Origin of the sequence: Paenibacillus sp. UNC451MF, assembly GCF_000686845.1 — a bacterium.
Lineage (GTDB): Bacteria > Bacillota > Bacilli > Paenibacillales > NBRC-103111 > Paenibacillus_S.
The window spans coordinates 169,598-185,278 of sequence record NZ_JMLS01000001.1; the positions used below are offsets into that span (position 1 = coordinate 169,598).

At 49.8% G+C, this 15,681-nt stretch carries 12 protein-coding genes; 9 read left to right on the forward strand and 3 right to left on the reverse strand.

Annotated features, from left to right (window positions below; genetic code table 11):
* Positions 1-3 precede the first annotated feature (3 nt).
* Positions 4-204: a hypothetical protein gene (locus BP97_RS0100770; RefSeq protein WP_028547404.1), complete on the reverse strand. Its 201-nt coding sequence runs from the start codon at positions 202-204 to the stop codon at positions 4-6.
* 317 nt (positions 205-521) lie between these two features.
* On the opposite strand from BP97_RS0100770, the gene BP97_RS0100775 reads away from it, so the two are divergent.
* Together BP97_RS0100775 and BP97_RS0100780 are read left to right on the forward strand one after the other, a co-directional pair.
* Positions 522-1,712: an MFS transporter gene (locus BP97_RS0100775; RefSeq protein WP_028547405.1), complete on the forward strand. Its 1,191-nt coding sequence runs from the start codon at positions 522-524 to the stop codon at positions 1,710-1,712.
* Positions 1,713-1,901: 189 nt separating this feature from the next.
* On the forward strand, positions 1,902-3,128 hold the full coding sequence (locus BP97_RS0100780) for an RtcB family protein (RefSeq protein WP_028547406.1): 1,227 nt from the start codon (positions 1,902-1,904) through the stop codon (positions 3,126-3,128).
* 139 nt (positions 3,129-3,267) lie between these two features.
* Here the strand turns inward: BP97_RS0100780 and pdxK are convergent, their stop codons facing one another.
* Entirely contained in the window at positions 3,268-4,077 is an 810-nt protein-coding gene (gene pdxK / locus BP97_RS0100785; RefSeq protein WP_028547407.1) for a pyridoxine/pyridoxal/pyridoxamine kinase, read from the reverse strand.
* Positions 4,078-4,397: 320 nt separating this feature from the next.
* Here pdxK and BP97_RS0100790 point away from each other — a divergent pair, with 320 nt between their 5' ends.
* The 3 genes from BP97_RS0100790 to BP97_RS0100800 are packed head-to-tail and all read left to right on the forward strand — an operon-like array spanning position 4,398 to position 7,294.
* The gene (locus BP97_RS0100790) at positions 4,398-5,426 is read left to right on the forward strand and encodes a Gfo/Idh/MocA family protein (protein WP_028547408.1); all 1,029 of its coding nucleotides are present in this window, start codon (positions 4,398-4,400) and stop codon (positions 5,424-5,426) included.
* Positions 5,427-5,457: 31 nt separating this feature from the next.
* Entirely contained in the window at positions 5,458-6,372 is a 915-nt protein-coding gene (locus BP97_RS0100795; RefSeq protein ID WP_028547409.1) for a Gfo/Idh/MocA family protein, read from the forward strand.
* Between the two features lie 34 nt (positions 6,373-6,406).
* Positions 6,407-7,294: a sugar phosphate isomerase/epimerase family protein gene (locus BP97_RS0100800; protein ID WP_028547410.1), complete on the forward strand. Its 888-nt coding sequence runs from the start codon at positions 6,407-6,409 to the stop codon at positions 7,292-7,294.
* 60 nt (positions 7,295-7,354) lie between these two features.
* Here BP97_RS0100800 and BP97_RS0100805 read toward each other — a convergent pair whose 3' ends face one another.
* Positions 7,355-9,637, reverse strand: coding sequence for a helix-turn-helix domain-containing protein (locus tag BP97_RS0100805; protein ID WP_028547411.1), 2,283 nt, complete (start codon positions 9,635-9,637; stop codon positions 7,355-7,357).
* Between the two features lie 255 nt (positions 9,638-9,892).
* Between BP97_RS0100805 and BP97_RS0100810 the strand changes: the two genes are divergently transcribed.
* The 4 genes from BP97_RS0100810 to BP97_RS0100825 all read left to right on the forward strand — a co-directional run bounded on the left by BP97_RS0100810 (position 9,893) and on the right by BP97_RS0100825 (position 15,629).
* The gene (locus tag BP97_RS0100810) at positions 9,893-10,804 is read left to right on the forward strand and encodes an ABC transporter permease (protein WP_028547412.1); all 912 of its coding nucleotides are present in this window, start codon (positions 9,893-9,895) and stop codon (positions 10,802-10,804) included.
* A gap of 15 nt (positions 10,805-10,819) precedes the next feature.
* A complete protein-coding gene (locus tag BP97_RS0100815) occupies positions 10,820-11,686 on the forward strand; it encodes a carbohydrate ABC transporter permease (protein WP_028547413.1) in 867 nt (288 codons plus the stop codon).
* Between the two features lie 52 nt (positions 11,687-11,738).
* Positions 11,739-13,289: an extracellular solute-binding protein gene (locus BP97_RS0100820; RefSeq protein ID WP_028547414.1), complete on the forward strand. Its 1,551-nt coding sequence runs from the start codon at positions 11,739-11,741 to the stop codon at positions 13,287-13,289.
* A 72-nt stretch (positions 13,290-13,361) separates the two neighbouring features.
* Positions 13,362-15,629: an Ig-like domain-containing protein gene (locus BP97_RS0100825; RefSeq protein WP_051620252.1), complete on the forward strand. Its 2,268-nt coding sequence runs from the start codon at positions 13,362-13,364 to the stop codon at positions 15,627-15,629.
* Positions 15,630-15,681 lie beyond the last annotated feature (52 nt).

Below are 15,681 nucleotides of genomic sequence, written 5' to 3' on the forward strand. Positions count from 1 at the left end.
ACATTATAAGGGCGGCTTGCGGAAACGGGCACTGCCCGCGGTACGCAATTGCTTTTTGCCAACAAAAATCATAACAGTAATAGAAAATGCTATAAGAAGACAGCCTTCAAAAAATGAGATATGACCGTCGTTTGCCCACAATAAGGTTAAAAATAGCAGTATCCACATGTTGACGTAAATGTATTCGTATAACAACCTCGGCATAAAATCCACCCTCTTTTCCTTGACTTATTTCACTATGCGCTGATGAGTGGGATAAAGCTTTCTTTCATTATAATTTTAAAGGAAAGCGTTGTGAAATGAAAGACACAGTAACTATTTGTCAATTTTTTGCACGATTGTTAAGGTAGGCAGGTTCTTTTTGTATATTATGAAGCGGTTGCAATTATGGGAACACGGAGTCGAAAAAAATTGCCCATCATCCGGCAGAACACTGGCGCGGGTTTACAGAAGGGGATGAGGGTGATACGATGAACGGTGTAAAGAAATGAATCATAAGGTCGTCAACTACGGAGGCTATTATGGCTATTTGGAAACGAAATTTATGGCTCCTGTGGGTCGGATGCTTTATAACGTCAGCTAGTTTTTCAATGGTTGTTCCTTTTCTGCCGCTGTTTCTGCTGCATATCGGCGTCAGCCAGCATATTGAATTGTGGTCGGGGCTGTTGTTCAGCTCCGCGTTTTTTGCAGGAGCTATCTCTGCACCCTATTGGGGTGCTCTTGGGGATAAATATGGGCGGAAGCCTATGATTATTCGTGCGGGCTTTGTCCTTTTTGTCATTTACATACTGACATCTCTGGTAACGAATCCTTATCAGCTGCTGGTACTACGGCTGTTACAAGGTCTATTGAGCGGATTTATTCCCGGTTCCATAGCGCTGGTCGGTACGAATACACCGGAGAAGCATGTAGGGTATGCACTATCTTTAATGTCGACATCTACAGCTACCGGTAGTATTATGGGTCCGCTGCTTGGAGGGATAATATCCAAAATTTTTGACAGCAGGGTGGCTTTCGCAAGTGCAGGCGTATTCGTTTTATTAAGCACATTGCTGGTCTTGTTCTGGGTAACGGAGGAAAAATTCGTCCCAAGCAAGGATCGTTCATCCATTTTGGCATCGATGAAGATGGCGGCTAGTAACAGGCCCTTCGTGACGGTATTGCTGTTGACGCTACTCACGCAGTTCTCTGTAATGACGATAGAACCAGTGTTACCTTTGTATATCGTGCAAATCGGCGGCTCGGCCAAGGACGCATCGCTGCTCGCCGGCATTGTGTTCTCACTTGTAGGAATTGCGAGCATTTTGTTTGCGCCGAGGTGGGGTAAGTTAGCGGACAAAATCGGCTTTCATAAAATATTGGTTATTGGCCTGCTTGTCGGTGGACTTGGGAATTTGGCGCAAATCCTGTTCCATGGTATTTGGGGCTTCTCCATAGTACGGTTTGTTTATGGAGCCTTCTTCTGTGCGGTATTCCCTGCTTTGAATGGGCTTGTCGTCCGGTCTACTCCAACCGATTTTCGCGGACGAGCCTTTGGTCTTAACCAGACGGCCAATCAGCTCGGGGGCATGCTGGGACCGCTGGTTGGTGGTGCAATAAGCGGAGTGTTCTCGATTCACAGCGTCTTCTGGGTTACCGGTATTTTGCTGCTGTTTGCCGGAGCACTGGCTAATGTATCGCTAAAAAGCAAGCCTTCTACTCAGCAAGGTTAAAAGCGTAAGCTGAATAAGAAAAAATCCCTGGTTTTCAGGGATTTTTTCTTATTATTACTCCATATGTGGTTGTTCCTCGTAATACTTTTGCCATGTTCAATAAAGGGAAGCTGTGGGAAAATGAATGCAAACATAACAAGGTGAAGCTGGTATGCAACAGTTCGTAATTTTACAAGGAGTTGAGCAAGAATGGCTTATCAAACGATAGACGGGGTAAGAGTATGGGGGAATCCGGATCCAGGAGCTTTGGCACAGGCCAAAACCTGCGCTGAGCATGGGGATGTTGTACAGGCGCTCATGATGGCGGATCATCATAAGGGCTATAGTCAGCCTATCGGAGGTGTTGTTGCTTACGATGGACAAATCTCCCCTTCAGGCGTCGGGTATGATATCGGCTGCGGCAATAAAGCAGTGAGAACGAACCTAATGGCGGCCGATGTTAAGCCTCGCTTGAGACAAGTGATGGATGAGATCGCACGAAAAATATCTTTTGGCGTTGGACGTGTCAACAATGAAAGAGTCGATCACGAGCTGTTCGACGATCCGGATTGGTCCGTCTATATGGCAGTGGGGCGCCAGGAGCATGACAAGCTGAAGGCGTTAGCCCGTGACCAGCTAGGAACAGTAGGCAGCGGAAATCATTACGTAGATTTGTTTGAGGATATCCAAACAGGCCGCCTATGGATAGGCAATCATTTCGGCAGTCGAGGCTTCGGACATAAAACGGCCAGTGGGTTTATGAATTTGTCGGGAGGCCGGGAATTCTTGGGTAAAGCGCCTGGAGAGAACATGGATCAGCCGCCGATATTGCTCGACATGGACAGTGAACTTGGTGAGATGTATTACCGTGCTATGAAGCTTGCGGGTCAGTATGCTTACGCTGGCAGGGACTATGTGATCCGTCAGGTACTGTCTGTCGTTGGAGCCGAAGCAGAATTTGAGGTTCATAACCATCATAATTTTGCGTGGAAAGAACAGCACGAGGGAAAGGATACGATCGTCGTGCGAAAAGGCGCGACGCCGTCAGCTCCTCGACAGCTTGGTTTTATTGGCGGAAGCATGGGCGACATCTCCGTCATAGTACGGGGGAAAGATACGCAGGAGAACCGCGAGTCGTTCTACAGTACTGTTCACGGCGCGGGAAGAATTATGAGCCGAACGCAAGCTGCTGGCAAAATGAACTGGAAAACACGAAGCCGATCGGGTGGTCAAATATCTCCTGTACAGATGCAGGAGGCGGTAAAAAGCTTCGGTGTCGAGCTGCGCGGAGCAGGAACGGATGAAAGTCCGTTCGTATATCGTAAGCTGCAGGATGTGCTGGATGCGCACGCAGAAACGATTGAAGTTCTGCATGTGCTGAAGCCGATTGGCGTCTGCATGGCGGGAGCGGATGAGTTCGATCCGTATAAGGATTAACAGGAGTTGCTCTCAAAATCTTCTTCTTGACCCAGCATAAAAGCCCTGACAGCTGTTTGCTCTTAAATAAGAGGAAACAAACGGTCAGGGCTTTTTCATGTAATTGAAAGGGCTAGGAAAGCAGCCTTTCTCATACAGTTTATTGATACTTTCTGTAAGCGGAATGCATCGTTGGACCAACAAAGGAATTGATCGGGAAGCCGTGCTGAATCGCGCTCATAATGAAAGCTTTGGCTGTGGAGACGGCTTGCTTCACGTCGCTGCCTTTGGCCAATTCGGCGGTAATAGCTGCGGAATAAGTGCAGCCTGCTCCGTGCGTATAGGTTGTAGCAATTTTTTCCGATTCGTAGAGCTCAAAGGTTTGACCATCATAGAGCAAATCGATAGCTGTCGGATGATCGAGCTTTGCTCCGCCTTTGATCAGTACGTATTTGGCGCCGGAAGCGTGAATCGTTTGGGCGGCGTCCTTCATGTCATCCAACGTTTTGATTGGAGCGCGGTCAGCGAGCTGAGCGGCTTCGAATAGGTTCGGTGTAACTACATCAGCCACCGGTACAAGCAGTTCCCTCAGGGCAACGGTTGTTTCCGGGTGAAGAGCTTCATCGTTACCTTTGCATACCATAACCGGATCGATAACAATGCGGCTTAAGCCCTGCTTCTTGATCGTATGGGTTACCAGCTCGATAATTTCGACAGAACCGAGCATACCGGTCTTCAGTGCATCGACACCGATGCCGCCGAGTACGGTTTGAAGTTGTGCTTCGATCGTAGGCAGTGCCACAGGATGAACGCCGTGATGCCAGTTGTTGGCCGGGTCCATTGTAACAATAGTCGTCAGTACGGTCATCCCATAGACGTCTCTTTCTTGGAAGGTCTTCAAATCGGCTTGAATTCCAGCGCCCCCGCTTGTATCCGAACCGGCAATCGTTAAAGCTTTGTGCATACTCATAGTGCTTCTCTCCTTATAGCTGTCTGCATAAAAAATAGTCGGTGAGCCTTCGCCCTGAGGGCGTAAGCTTAACCATACCTTGGTATTCTTTATCCTATCACTTTACACGGAATTTTCAATGGAAAAACGCGAATATTCATTTTATAGGAATCATCGTCAATGTTTCCGATACCCTGAATCCTGAGGTTAAAACGGAAAAACCGACGATAGGCGGGGGCTTTTTCCTTCGTTATGATAGCTGAGAAAGAGTCCATGCTGGTCAGCTTGGGGTGAAGATACAGAGTCGTTAAAAAGAACTGAAACAGGAGAGGGGATTTACAATGTCAGGAAAAATCAAGTTTGCGATCATTGGGGCAGGGGTTATTGCGCCATTGCATGCAAGAGCGATTCAACTTCATCCGGATGCGGAGCTAGTTGCTATTGTGGATAGCGTAGTGGAAAAAGCGCAAAAGCTGGCTAAAGAGTACAGCGTACCTTTTGTATATGACCATATCGAACAACTGCTGCAGCAGTGTGAGGTAGATGCTGTCTGCATTTGCCTGCCGAGCGGACTTCACAGTGAAGTAACGATTACTGCGGCCGAGGCAGGCAAGCATATCCTTTGCGAAAAGCCGTTGGATATTACGCTGGAAAGCATGGATGCCATGATTACGGCATGCCGCGACAATAACGTCAAGCTTGCTACCGTGTTTCAAAAAAGAACGACCGAGCTGGCGATTCAAACGCGGCAAGCGGTGCAGGAAGGCAAGCTGGGCAAGCTTGTGCTGGGGGATGCCTATTTGAAGTACTACCGGAGTCCTGAATATTACAAAAGCGCCGATTGGCGGGGAACTTGGGAGGTGGACGGAGGCGGAGCCTTGATGAATCAAGGTGTTCATGGTGTAGACATCATCCGTTGGATTATGGGAGATGTAGAAAGTGTATTCGCATACGCAGCTCCGCTCGTTCGTGATATCGAGGTCGAGGATACGGCGGTTGCGGTTGTACGCTATAAAAATGGTGCGTTCGGCGTTATTCAGGGAACGACGTCAGTCAACCCTGGACAGGAGCCAAAGTTCGAAATCCATGGCGAGCACGGCTCTATCATTTATTCGGATAGCGGCATAAAGCTGTGGAAGACAGTGGACGGCACTGAGCCTCCTGTATTGAGCTCCGACCGCAAGGCGGAGGGCAGCGATAATCCGCAGGCGATCTCCGAAGACGGCCATTTTATTCTGGTTGACGACTTGATCCATGCCATTCGTGAAGACCGGGAGCCATTGATCTCCGGGATAGAGGCGCGCAAGTCGGTGGAGTTGATCTTGGCGATCTACGAATCGGCAAGGACAGGTAGGGAAGTTAAGCTGTAAATCATAGGAAATGGGAAACGGAGATGCTCTTATGGATAATACAAAAAAGATAAACATCGGGATGATTGGGTTAGATACGAGTCATGCACCCGCATTTGCAGAGCTGCTCAACGATCCGAGGCATCCGTATCATATTGCCGGTTCGCCGGTAACGGTCGCTTATCCGGGCGGCTCTCCGGATTTCGAGCTGAGCTATTCGCGGGTCGGCGGGTTTACGGCCAAGCTCCGGGACGACCTGGGCGTTCAGATTGTCGAAACGATCAAGGAGGTCGCTGAACGAAGCGATGCCATCATGCTTCTCTCGGTGGATGGGCGCGTCCACCTGGAGCAGTTCAAGAAATTGGCGGCTTACGGCAAGCCGGTATTCATCGACAAGCCGTTCGCTGTCAGTAGCGCGGATGCCGTAGCGATGGCGAAGATTGCCAGCGAGCACAGTATACCGCTGATGAGCTGCTCGTCCGTCCGCTATGCGCAAGGGCTTAGTGAAGCGACTGCCGACGATGCGAAGGGGGGCATTATCGGGGCCGACTGCTACGGCCCGATGGAGCTGCAGCCGACCCAGCCCGGGCTGTTCTGGTACGGCATTCATACGGCGGATATGCTGTACGCTGTGATGGGAAGAGGTTGCAAAGAAGTGAAGGCCTTCACGAATGACGATCACGATGAGATCGTTGGGGTATGGGAAGATGGGAGAATAGGCACGATTCGCGGCAACCGAAGAGGCAACCGGACGTTCGGCGCGCTCGTCCACAGGGAGAAGGCAAGTCAGTTCGTCGATGTATATGCTCATCCGAAGCCATATTACGCCAGTATGCTGGAAGCGATCCTGGCTATGTTCCGTTCGGGAGCGGCTCCTATCGATATGAAGGAGACGCTGGAAGTCATCCGATTCATCGAGGCGGCTAACGAAAGCAGGCGAACAGGCACTGTCGTACAACTGGGCTAATCGAGCGGCATACAATGCATAAGGAGCTGAGTAAATGATGAAGATTCCGTTTCGATTAGGCATAATAACCGACGAAGTATCACAGCGAATGGAAGATTCCATCGCGCTAGCAAGGGAATTCGGGCTTACGGCACTGGAGCTGCGATCTGTGGACGGCCTGCAGCTCCATCTGCTTGGGTCTGAACGGCTGGAGGAGCTGCACCGCCAGATTCAGGCCGCAGGCTTGCACGTATGCGCGTTGTCGACACCGGTGTTTAAATGCCATCTGGATAATCCTGAGGAAGTAGCACAGAGCAAGGCGATATTGATTCGGGATTTAGAAATAGCGCAGCTCTTTGGAGCGCGAATGATACGAGGCTTCAGCTTCTGGGCGAAGGAGGAGGGGACGTTCGATGAGGTCTTCCCGGATATCGTCCAGGAGCTACAAAGCATCGTGCCGCTGCTGGAGGAAGCGCAAGTCACCTTCATGCTGGAGTTTGATCCAGCTGTCAACGCCACTAACGGAGCCAAGGTAGCTCGCCTGGTGGAGGCGGTAGATTCTTCATACGTCAAGGCTCTCTATGATCCAGGCAACGATATATGGGACCCCGCCGGAGAGATTCCTTATCCTGACGGGTACAGGTATCTTAAGGAGCATCTGTGTCATATTCATCTCAAGGACGCCGTCCGACAAGGTGATAAGATCGAGGCGGTGCCTATAGGCACAGGTCAGGTCGATTATAAGGGGCTGCTTGCCAAGCTTCTGGAGGATGAGTACCAAGGATATCTGATGGTGGAGACTCACTATCGTCTGCAATCTACGTTGACTGAGGAACAGTTGAAACGGCCTTCCGGTTACTCCTTCTCCGAGGGAGGAGAGGAAGCTTCCAGACATTGCCTCGAGCATTTGTTCAGCCTGCTGAAGGAAATCACCTCAACATAAAAAGCCTCCGCATGAAAGGAAGCAGTGTTAGATGCTGCAGCCTTACTTGCGGAGACTTTTTTATTCAACCGACAACCTCGAAGCATATTTCTTGCGATATTCCCCAGGAGTAATCCCCGAATACCGTTTGAACATTCGGATGAATGAATTGGCGTTCTGATAGCCTACATGAGCCGCCACGTCCTGAATTTTCAGCTCCAGATTGTCCAACAGCAGCTTCGCTCGCTGAATGCGGAGATCATTCAAATAGTCGCTGAAGTTCATGCCTGTTTTTTCCTTGAAATACGTGGATAAATAACCAGGCGTAATGTTCAGCTTATCAGCCATCAGATCTAGGTTAATGTCCTCGTGCAGATGGGCGTCCAGATAGTCGATGACGAAGCGGGTGATAGGGTCCTGGTCCTCCGTATGATCGCGGACCCGTTGAATGGCCGGCTGCAGCAGCGTAACGAACCATTGTTGAAACTGCTCCGAGCTGTAAAATTCGCTTAACGCATGGAAGGAAGGTTTAACCATGCTGCTGCGCTGTCCGTGAAGGTTCAGCTTCTGGAGTGACTTCTCCATCTGCAGAGCGATTTCCTTGGCGAACTGCCAGTAAGCCTCCGCAGAGGATCCCCGCTTACTCAACTGCTCCAGATGCTTGGCAATCCATACATAGACGGCTTCTTGATTTCCGCTCATGAGTCTAGTATGAAACTCCTCTTCCATCAGTACAGTGAAAGGATAAGGCTCAGGAATAGGCTGTATCCCGTGGATTACCTGTGTTTCATTAATCAGCTTCCTTTGCTTGATCGCCTGTGTCATTTCTTCATAGGCGGTCGTAAATGCCGAAGAGGCCGGGTACAAGGGGCTGACAGCTATTGTGACCAAATAAAGATCGTGTTCGATATCGAACATGTTTTTCAAATAATCAATAGGCTGGTTTACGCTCTCCGGCTCTGTATCTGTAGTGAAGACAAGTGACAGCACAAGATTGTGCTCCATTTGGAAAGTCACTGACTCTGCAAACGATCTAAGCAGTACACTGTCGATATATTCGCGAATGTAATAGGTTCCTTTTTCTTGATCAATATCAAGCTCCGTGTACGGCTCCTTGAAATGGATTTCGAAAAGCAGAATCATGAACGGCATGCTCGTATCGGCCATTTCTCTTAATTCATCCAGGTTCATATGAATGTTTTTGAGCTTGTTGGTTAACGCGTATTTGCGAAGCAGTGAAGTCTTCTGAGCCAAATCCTGCGTCATGCTTTTGTTCGTTTGCATCATCTGATTCACCTTGTGGCTGATCAGGTCGAATTCGCGAATAGGTCCGTGTTTTGACTGCTTCTCTCCGGTATCCCACGCTTGCATCGAATCGATAATTTTGCGTAATGGGGTATGAAGACTCCGGCTGAACAGGGCAGATGCAGCAATGCTTATAAGAGCCACGACAACCAGCAACGAGATGAGGATAGTATTTAAACGGATCAGCTGCAAAGAAATCGATTCGGTCGGAACCATGCTGACATAAGTAAATCCGGTTTCTTGCCCTTTACGGAAAAAATAATAATAGTGCCCTTTCATCATGGGCTGTCCTGAGGTATCAAAGGCGGATAATGGCTCGATCGGCACATTGGGCGTTGACGTATAGATCGGCTGGCCGTCTGAGTTCAATATGTAGAAATGCTGATCGGAAGCGATATTGTGAATTTGAAACAGCTTCTGGGCGTCGAGCATGACAATCAAATACATATCGTTGTACGGCAAGGGCTTCATCAGCATAGGAAGGAGCAGTCCTTTGTTCGTCTCGATACCGGCCGATTTCTCCGTAAATCGGGAGGCAGGAAACACACGGAATCCGATGCGTTCATCGAACTGACGGTTCCAGAACGACAGCGGGTAGTCCGGACTCCGGTAAAATTTGCCGAACATGTCTTCCGCACTGCTGGTGCCGTCTTTTTCAACGACATAAGCGTCATTCTTGAAATATAGGATAACGTTCTCGAACTGCAGAAACGGGTTCGCATATAACGTTTTCAGCTCGGCTTTGATATCTTCAATGCTCGCGTAGCCGTTATTCTCCTTGACCTTCCTTAATATATTAAGGCTTGTTATCCACCGATCGTTCTGGTTCAGCCCCAACACCATATTTTTCGATAAGCGAAAATGGTTCTCGTACCCTTCCACAGTATGGTTAATACTCAGTTCGTTGTACTTCACGATCTCGTCGTGAATTTTATTTTTTAAATAGATGGAGGTTACGAAGTTGAAGCTTACGAGAAGAAGGATTACGACAAGGAAGCCGGTTAGCATTTTGCTAAAAAGGGATTTCGGTTTGATCGATCTGGGGACAAATTCGGCCATTCTGCTTCCAACCCTTCGTCGCTGTAGTCACCTCAATGAAAACGGACGTATCCAGGTGCGAGTACCTCTATCATACGTTGTTTTTTCCTTCTGGAACAATATGCACTTTTTCCACTTCATGCACATGGCTGCGGCTGATCAAGAAAAAGCGGATCGGATCAATAACATGCAGATTTATTTCCGGCCCATAGGTCGATTATGATTGCCCTACAAGCAGCTTGAACTGCCAACCGCTAGAAGCAAGGGGGTGTATGGATGACAACGGTATCCTTTTCCAAAACATGGCGCAAAAGCAAATATCTCTGGCTGCTCTTCCTGCCATGTCTGCTGTATTTTATTCTTTTTCGTTACGCCCCGATGTTCGGGCTCGTCATTACGTTCAAAAACTACAATACGTTCAAGGGCATCATGGCAAGCGAATGGGTCGGGCTCAAGTATTACCGGATGTTTCTGGAGAACCCGGATTTTTTCCTGCTAATGCGCAACACGTTCCTGCTGGGAGCTTATAAACTGCTGTTCAGCTTCCCGGCTCCGATCGCGCTGGCGCTTTTGCTTAACGAAGTGAGAACCGTTCTATTCAAAAAATTCGTGCAGACGGTCAGTTATTTGCCGCATTTCATTTCAAATGTGATCGTGGCGAGCATGGTTATTATGTTTTTATCACCTACCGGCGGGCTGGTCAACCAGATGATCAAAGCTCTCGGCTTTCAACCGGTCAACTTCATGATGGAGCCCGGTATGTTTCGCACGGTATACGTCATTTCGGAAATATGGCAGCATATCGGCTGGGAGACGATCATTTATTTGGCGGCTTTGACGGCGGTCGACCCTCAGCTCTATGAGGCGGCGGGCATAGATGGAGCGAACCGCTGGAGAAAGCTATGGCATGTAACCCTCCCAGGCATCGCACCAGCGATTATCATCGTGTTCATTCTGAATGTCGGTAAGGTTCTGGAAATCGGTTTTGAGAAAGTGTTCCTCATGTACAATCCGGCGACCTACGGCACTGCAGATATTATCAGTACCTACGTCTACAGAGTGGGGCTTGAACAGGGGAATTTCAGCTATGCCGCAGCCATTGATTTGTTCATGGGCATCATCAGTCTGATCTTCATTTGGTCGGCCAACACCATTAGCCGCAGGGTGGGAGAAACAAGTCTGTGGTAAAGGGGGGAGTGAGTATTGAGAGAGAAAATCGGATTGTTTACTATCGTGAATACCATCATTTTACTTGGTGTTATCGCCATTACGCTTTATCCGTTTGTCTACATGCTGTCGGTATCTTTGAGCCAGGACATCTATGTCATGAAGGGGGAAGTGACTCTTTGGCCGAAAGGGATTAATCTGAAGATGTATAAGCTGGTGTTTGATGATCCGAAAATCTGGCTGGCTTACAAAAATACGATCGTCTACGTCGTCCTGGGGACGCTGATCTCCGTCGTCGTCACTTCCATGGGGGCGTACGCTTTATCGCGCAAAGATATGGGCTATCATAAGTTTCTTACACTTTTCATTGTGTTTACGATGTTTTTTAGCGGGGGAATGATCCCGACGTTTCTCGTCGTCCGTTCGCTAGGTCTTATGGATACGGTATGGGGCATGGTGCTGCCTGGTGCGGTGAACACCTGGAATCTGATTTTGATGCGGACATTTTTCAGTGGTATTCCGAAGGAGCTGGAGGATTCCGGCCGTGTGGACGGCTTGACCGATATCGGCATCTTCTTCCGCATTGTCATCCCACTGTCGCAGGCGGTGTTCGCCACGATCGCTTTGTTCTATGCCGTTGCGATGTGGAATAACTTCATGCTTCCGCTGCTGTACCTGCGCAATCCGGATTTGTTCCCGCTGCAGGTGCTGCTTCGCAATCTGGTGCTGGCCGGAAGCGTCAGCTCGGGTGCAGTTACAGGCATTGGCGGCGACAATATGGTGGTCGAGGATTCGCTTAAATTTGCCACGATAATGGTCTCAACATTGCCGATTTTGCTCGTATATCCGTTCGTTCAAAAATATTTCGTCAAGGGCGCGATGATCGGCGCCGTTAAAGGCTAGTTATTCACCGAACTTCCAGAGGGACAATGAGAATAAGAAGGAGAGGGTCTTCATGAACAAAATGGCATTGGTATCGCTCGCTTCCGTCATGGCGTTATCGGTTATGGCCGGCTGCAGCGGGAATGAGGGGAAGGAAGCGGGAGAGGCTTCAAAGGACGGACCGACTGGGACACCAACTAAGAAGACGTTCACGGCGCTGCTTGACAATAATGCTACATTTCCATACAGCAAGGATTGGCCCATATGGAAGTGGCTCGAAGAGAAGACGGGGGTTACGCTGCAGGTGCAGACTCCGTCTGGCAAGCTGAACGATACGCTCAATTTGACCATTGCATCGAACAATTTGCCCGATCTGATGAGTATGCCGAGCCGCAGGGATTCCGACCGATTCGGGCAGCAGGGTGCACTCGTGAATATTTTCGACTATCTCGATCAGATGCCTAATCTGAAAAAGTGGATTGATAAGTACCCGGATGAAGCGAAAGCGATGATCTCGGCAGATGGCAAAATGTACATGTTCCCGAACCAGGGCTTTGGGGAAACGAATCGCATGATCTGGCTGTATCGCGAAGACATATTCAAGAAGAATGGCCTGACTCCGCCCAAAACTTATGAAGAGCTGTACCAAACTATGAAGAAGTTAAAGCAGGCTTACCCTGACAGCTATCCACTGTCTCTTCGCTTTGGACAGATTCCCGATGAGATGTACACCAATCTTTCCACCAATTATGGAACTGGCGAAGACGCCTATTACGATTTCGACAAAAAGGAATGGCGATACGGCCCGATTGAGGATAATTACAAGGCGATGGTTGAGATGTGGCACAAGTTTTATGCCGAAGGCCTTATTCCTCCAGATTTCCTGTCCATTCAGACGAAGCAGTGGCAGGACACGATGTCTACCGATAAAGCGTTCATTACGATCGACTATATCAGCCGTGTCGATTTCTTCAACAATGCTATGAAAAAAGAAAGACCTGACTACAATATGCAGTTTATGGCTCCTCCTGCCGGTTTGAATGGCGGTAAGCAGCTTAATCCCTATTTTCATTATTTGGACGGTGGGTTAACGGTGGCTTCCACATCCAAAAATATTAAAGCTGTAATGGCTTTCATGGATTTCTTCTATACTGAAGATGGCAGGACGCTGACAAGCTGGGGCAAGGAAGGTGAAACCTACGTAACGGAAAATGGTCAAAAGAAATTCAAGCCCGAATTCACCGATGTAACAGAAATGCGCAAAAAGACCGGCCTCCAATCCAGTAGAGGAACGTACACTTGGATCGATTACAATGCTCATCTGTCCTTATTCTCTACAGATTTGCAAAACGCGTACAAGGAAGCGGCTAAATACGATCCTCAGGCGATGCAGCCGAGACCATCGTTCACCGAGAAGGAGAACGAGGTACTATCTGTGACTGGTCAGGCGCTTAAGAAGCACCGGGAGGAAAGCTTTGCCAAGTTCGTGCTCGGAACAAGGAGTATGAGCGAGTGGGGCAAATACGTGGAAGAAATGAATAATTTGGGCGTGCAAAAGCTGGTCGACACATACAAGGCAGCTTACAAACGAGTGGAGAGCACTCAGCTGAAGGCTAATCCGTAGACAAGAAGAACAGAGAACGGTTCTCCTGAACGATTGGGAGAACCGTCAAACATATCAAGGGAGGCTAATGAGATGTTAAGCAGAATAAGCGCCTGTAGTCGCTTCGTCATCGCAGCATGTCTGTCATTCCTGATTATAGTTTCTTCTATGGTAGCCCCGGCCGCCTCCGCATTGGCGGCTTCTTCAATCACTATCGATACCCCGGCGTCAGGCGGAAGCCTCACATGGCCGAAAATGGTGCTGACTGGCACCTACACGGGCTTATACGACATTAAGCTCAGCATTAATGGCGAGTCCCAGGTCAGCGTAACAGTGGATGACCCGGATGCTGATGATGCGGGGACATGGCGCTATGAATTGGACACGCGAGATTATAGCGGCATCGTAAGGCTCCGCGCCAGCGGGTCCGATGTTCAAACACGCTACGGCGTCTGGAGCCAAACGCTGGAGCTGCAGGCTGACCCTTCCAGAGGGGCAGCTCCGCAGGTTGCTATAGTGAGCCCGGTGGAAGGGAACGCCGTAAGCGGAACAGTACCTGTCACCGTAGCGGTGTATGGCGACATGCCGGTGCTAAGCGTTCAGGTGCGTGTGAACGGCGGGCCGTGGCAGCATGCGATCCGTCATGGAAAGCAGTATGTGTTTTCATGGAACACGAAGGGGCTCGGGGACGTAACGAGCAGCATTGAGGCGAAGGCGACGGATGTGAGAGGTCGCACTGGCTTCAGCAGTACTATCTACGCGACGGTGGGGCGAGGCACTCATGAGCAGATAACAGTCAAGCCGCAGGATCGGGCAATGTGGATCTGGGAGCCGGAAGCTTATCGGCTGCTGCTGAATCCAGGCTCCAGGACGGTGTTGGATGCTTTCGCCAAGGACACGGCGACCTTCGGCTCGGAGCCGGTTACTACAATGTACTTGGCGGTTGGGCCGATGGCGGATATGGATATATTGGCGGATGAACCCGGTAAGTTGAGAAGCTTCATCGCTTGGGCACACAGCCAGGGTTATCAGGTGTACGCCTGTATCTCCGGCGGCACAACACCACCTTATATGGGCGCTTATACGATCTATCATGACAAAGCCGTTCGGGAAATGGAGAGAGTGCTGAACTACAATATCGCCTCCTCCCGCAATGAGCGATTCGATGGAGTGAACGTCGATATTGAGCCGTATATTTCTCCTGATTTCAAGGATGAATATCCCTCTTTGCAGCTTCAATATTTGGATATGCTTAAGAAAATGATAGATCGCCGCAATGCAACCGGATTGAACCTGCCCTTTGGACCTGCAATCCCCAAATGGTTCGATTCGTCAGCTCAGGCACAGGATATCATTTGGAATGGAAGCTCAAAATGGCTGTCTCAGCACGTGCAGGATATGGCCGACTACATTTCGATTATGGATTACCGCGACACAGCGGATGGATCTGCGGGAATTATCGCCGGAGCGCAGGGCGAGATCGATTATGCGGACGCGATTGGCAAGCCTCATTCGGTCGTCATCGCGGTCGAATCACTGGATATTGCGAATAGCGGCGACCCAGAGACGATCACATTCCGTGAGGAAGGGCGCACCGTCATGGAGGCGGAGCTGGATAAAGTGTACGCCGCATACGGCGGCAGAGCTTCATTCGGAGGGATTGCGATGCATCATTATGATTCTCTCCGCTCCCTGCCGTCCTATTGGGGGCCGGGCAGCGTCACTTGGCAGCCGCCGGCTGATACGAAGGAGCCTTCCGCCATTCGCGGCCTCCTGAAGGTTCAGGCGGTCGATTACCAGCGCGCTGAGCTTTCCTACGGCATGGCGAGCGATGACACAGACATCGACCGGTATGTGATCTACCGGGGGGCGACGCCTTGGTTTACGCCAGGTCCCGACTTGGTGGCGGGTGAGTCCAGGTCGCTCACCTTTCGTGACACTGGATTGCTGCCGGACACGGTCTATTATTACAAAGTAGCTGCGCGCGATGTGCAGGGAAAGATCGGTCCGGCAACAGGTCCGATGCTCATCAAGACGAAGACTACGGCTTTGAAGCCGATGATACTTACAGGGATGAGCATGACTATGAAGGGTACGGCTGCATCGGTTACGATGCAGGTTGTAGATAAGAATACAAGGCTGCCGCTGGCGGATGCCTTGGTCGAGGGACGTTTTCAGTTCGCAGGAGGCAAGTATACTGGAGGAAGAACCGATGCGAACGGAATGATTACGCTCATTTCGGAGGCAATCCCAATAGGCAGACTGGTCGGCTTCGAGCCGAGGCGGGTTACCTCTTCAGGATATTATTGGGCTCAGGCCTATGATGAGCCTCATACCGTAAGTTTGAATCCGCTTCGGTAAAAAGAGAGGAGCGTTTGGACAACATAAAGCTCTAGCAAGGAAACAGCGGCAT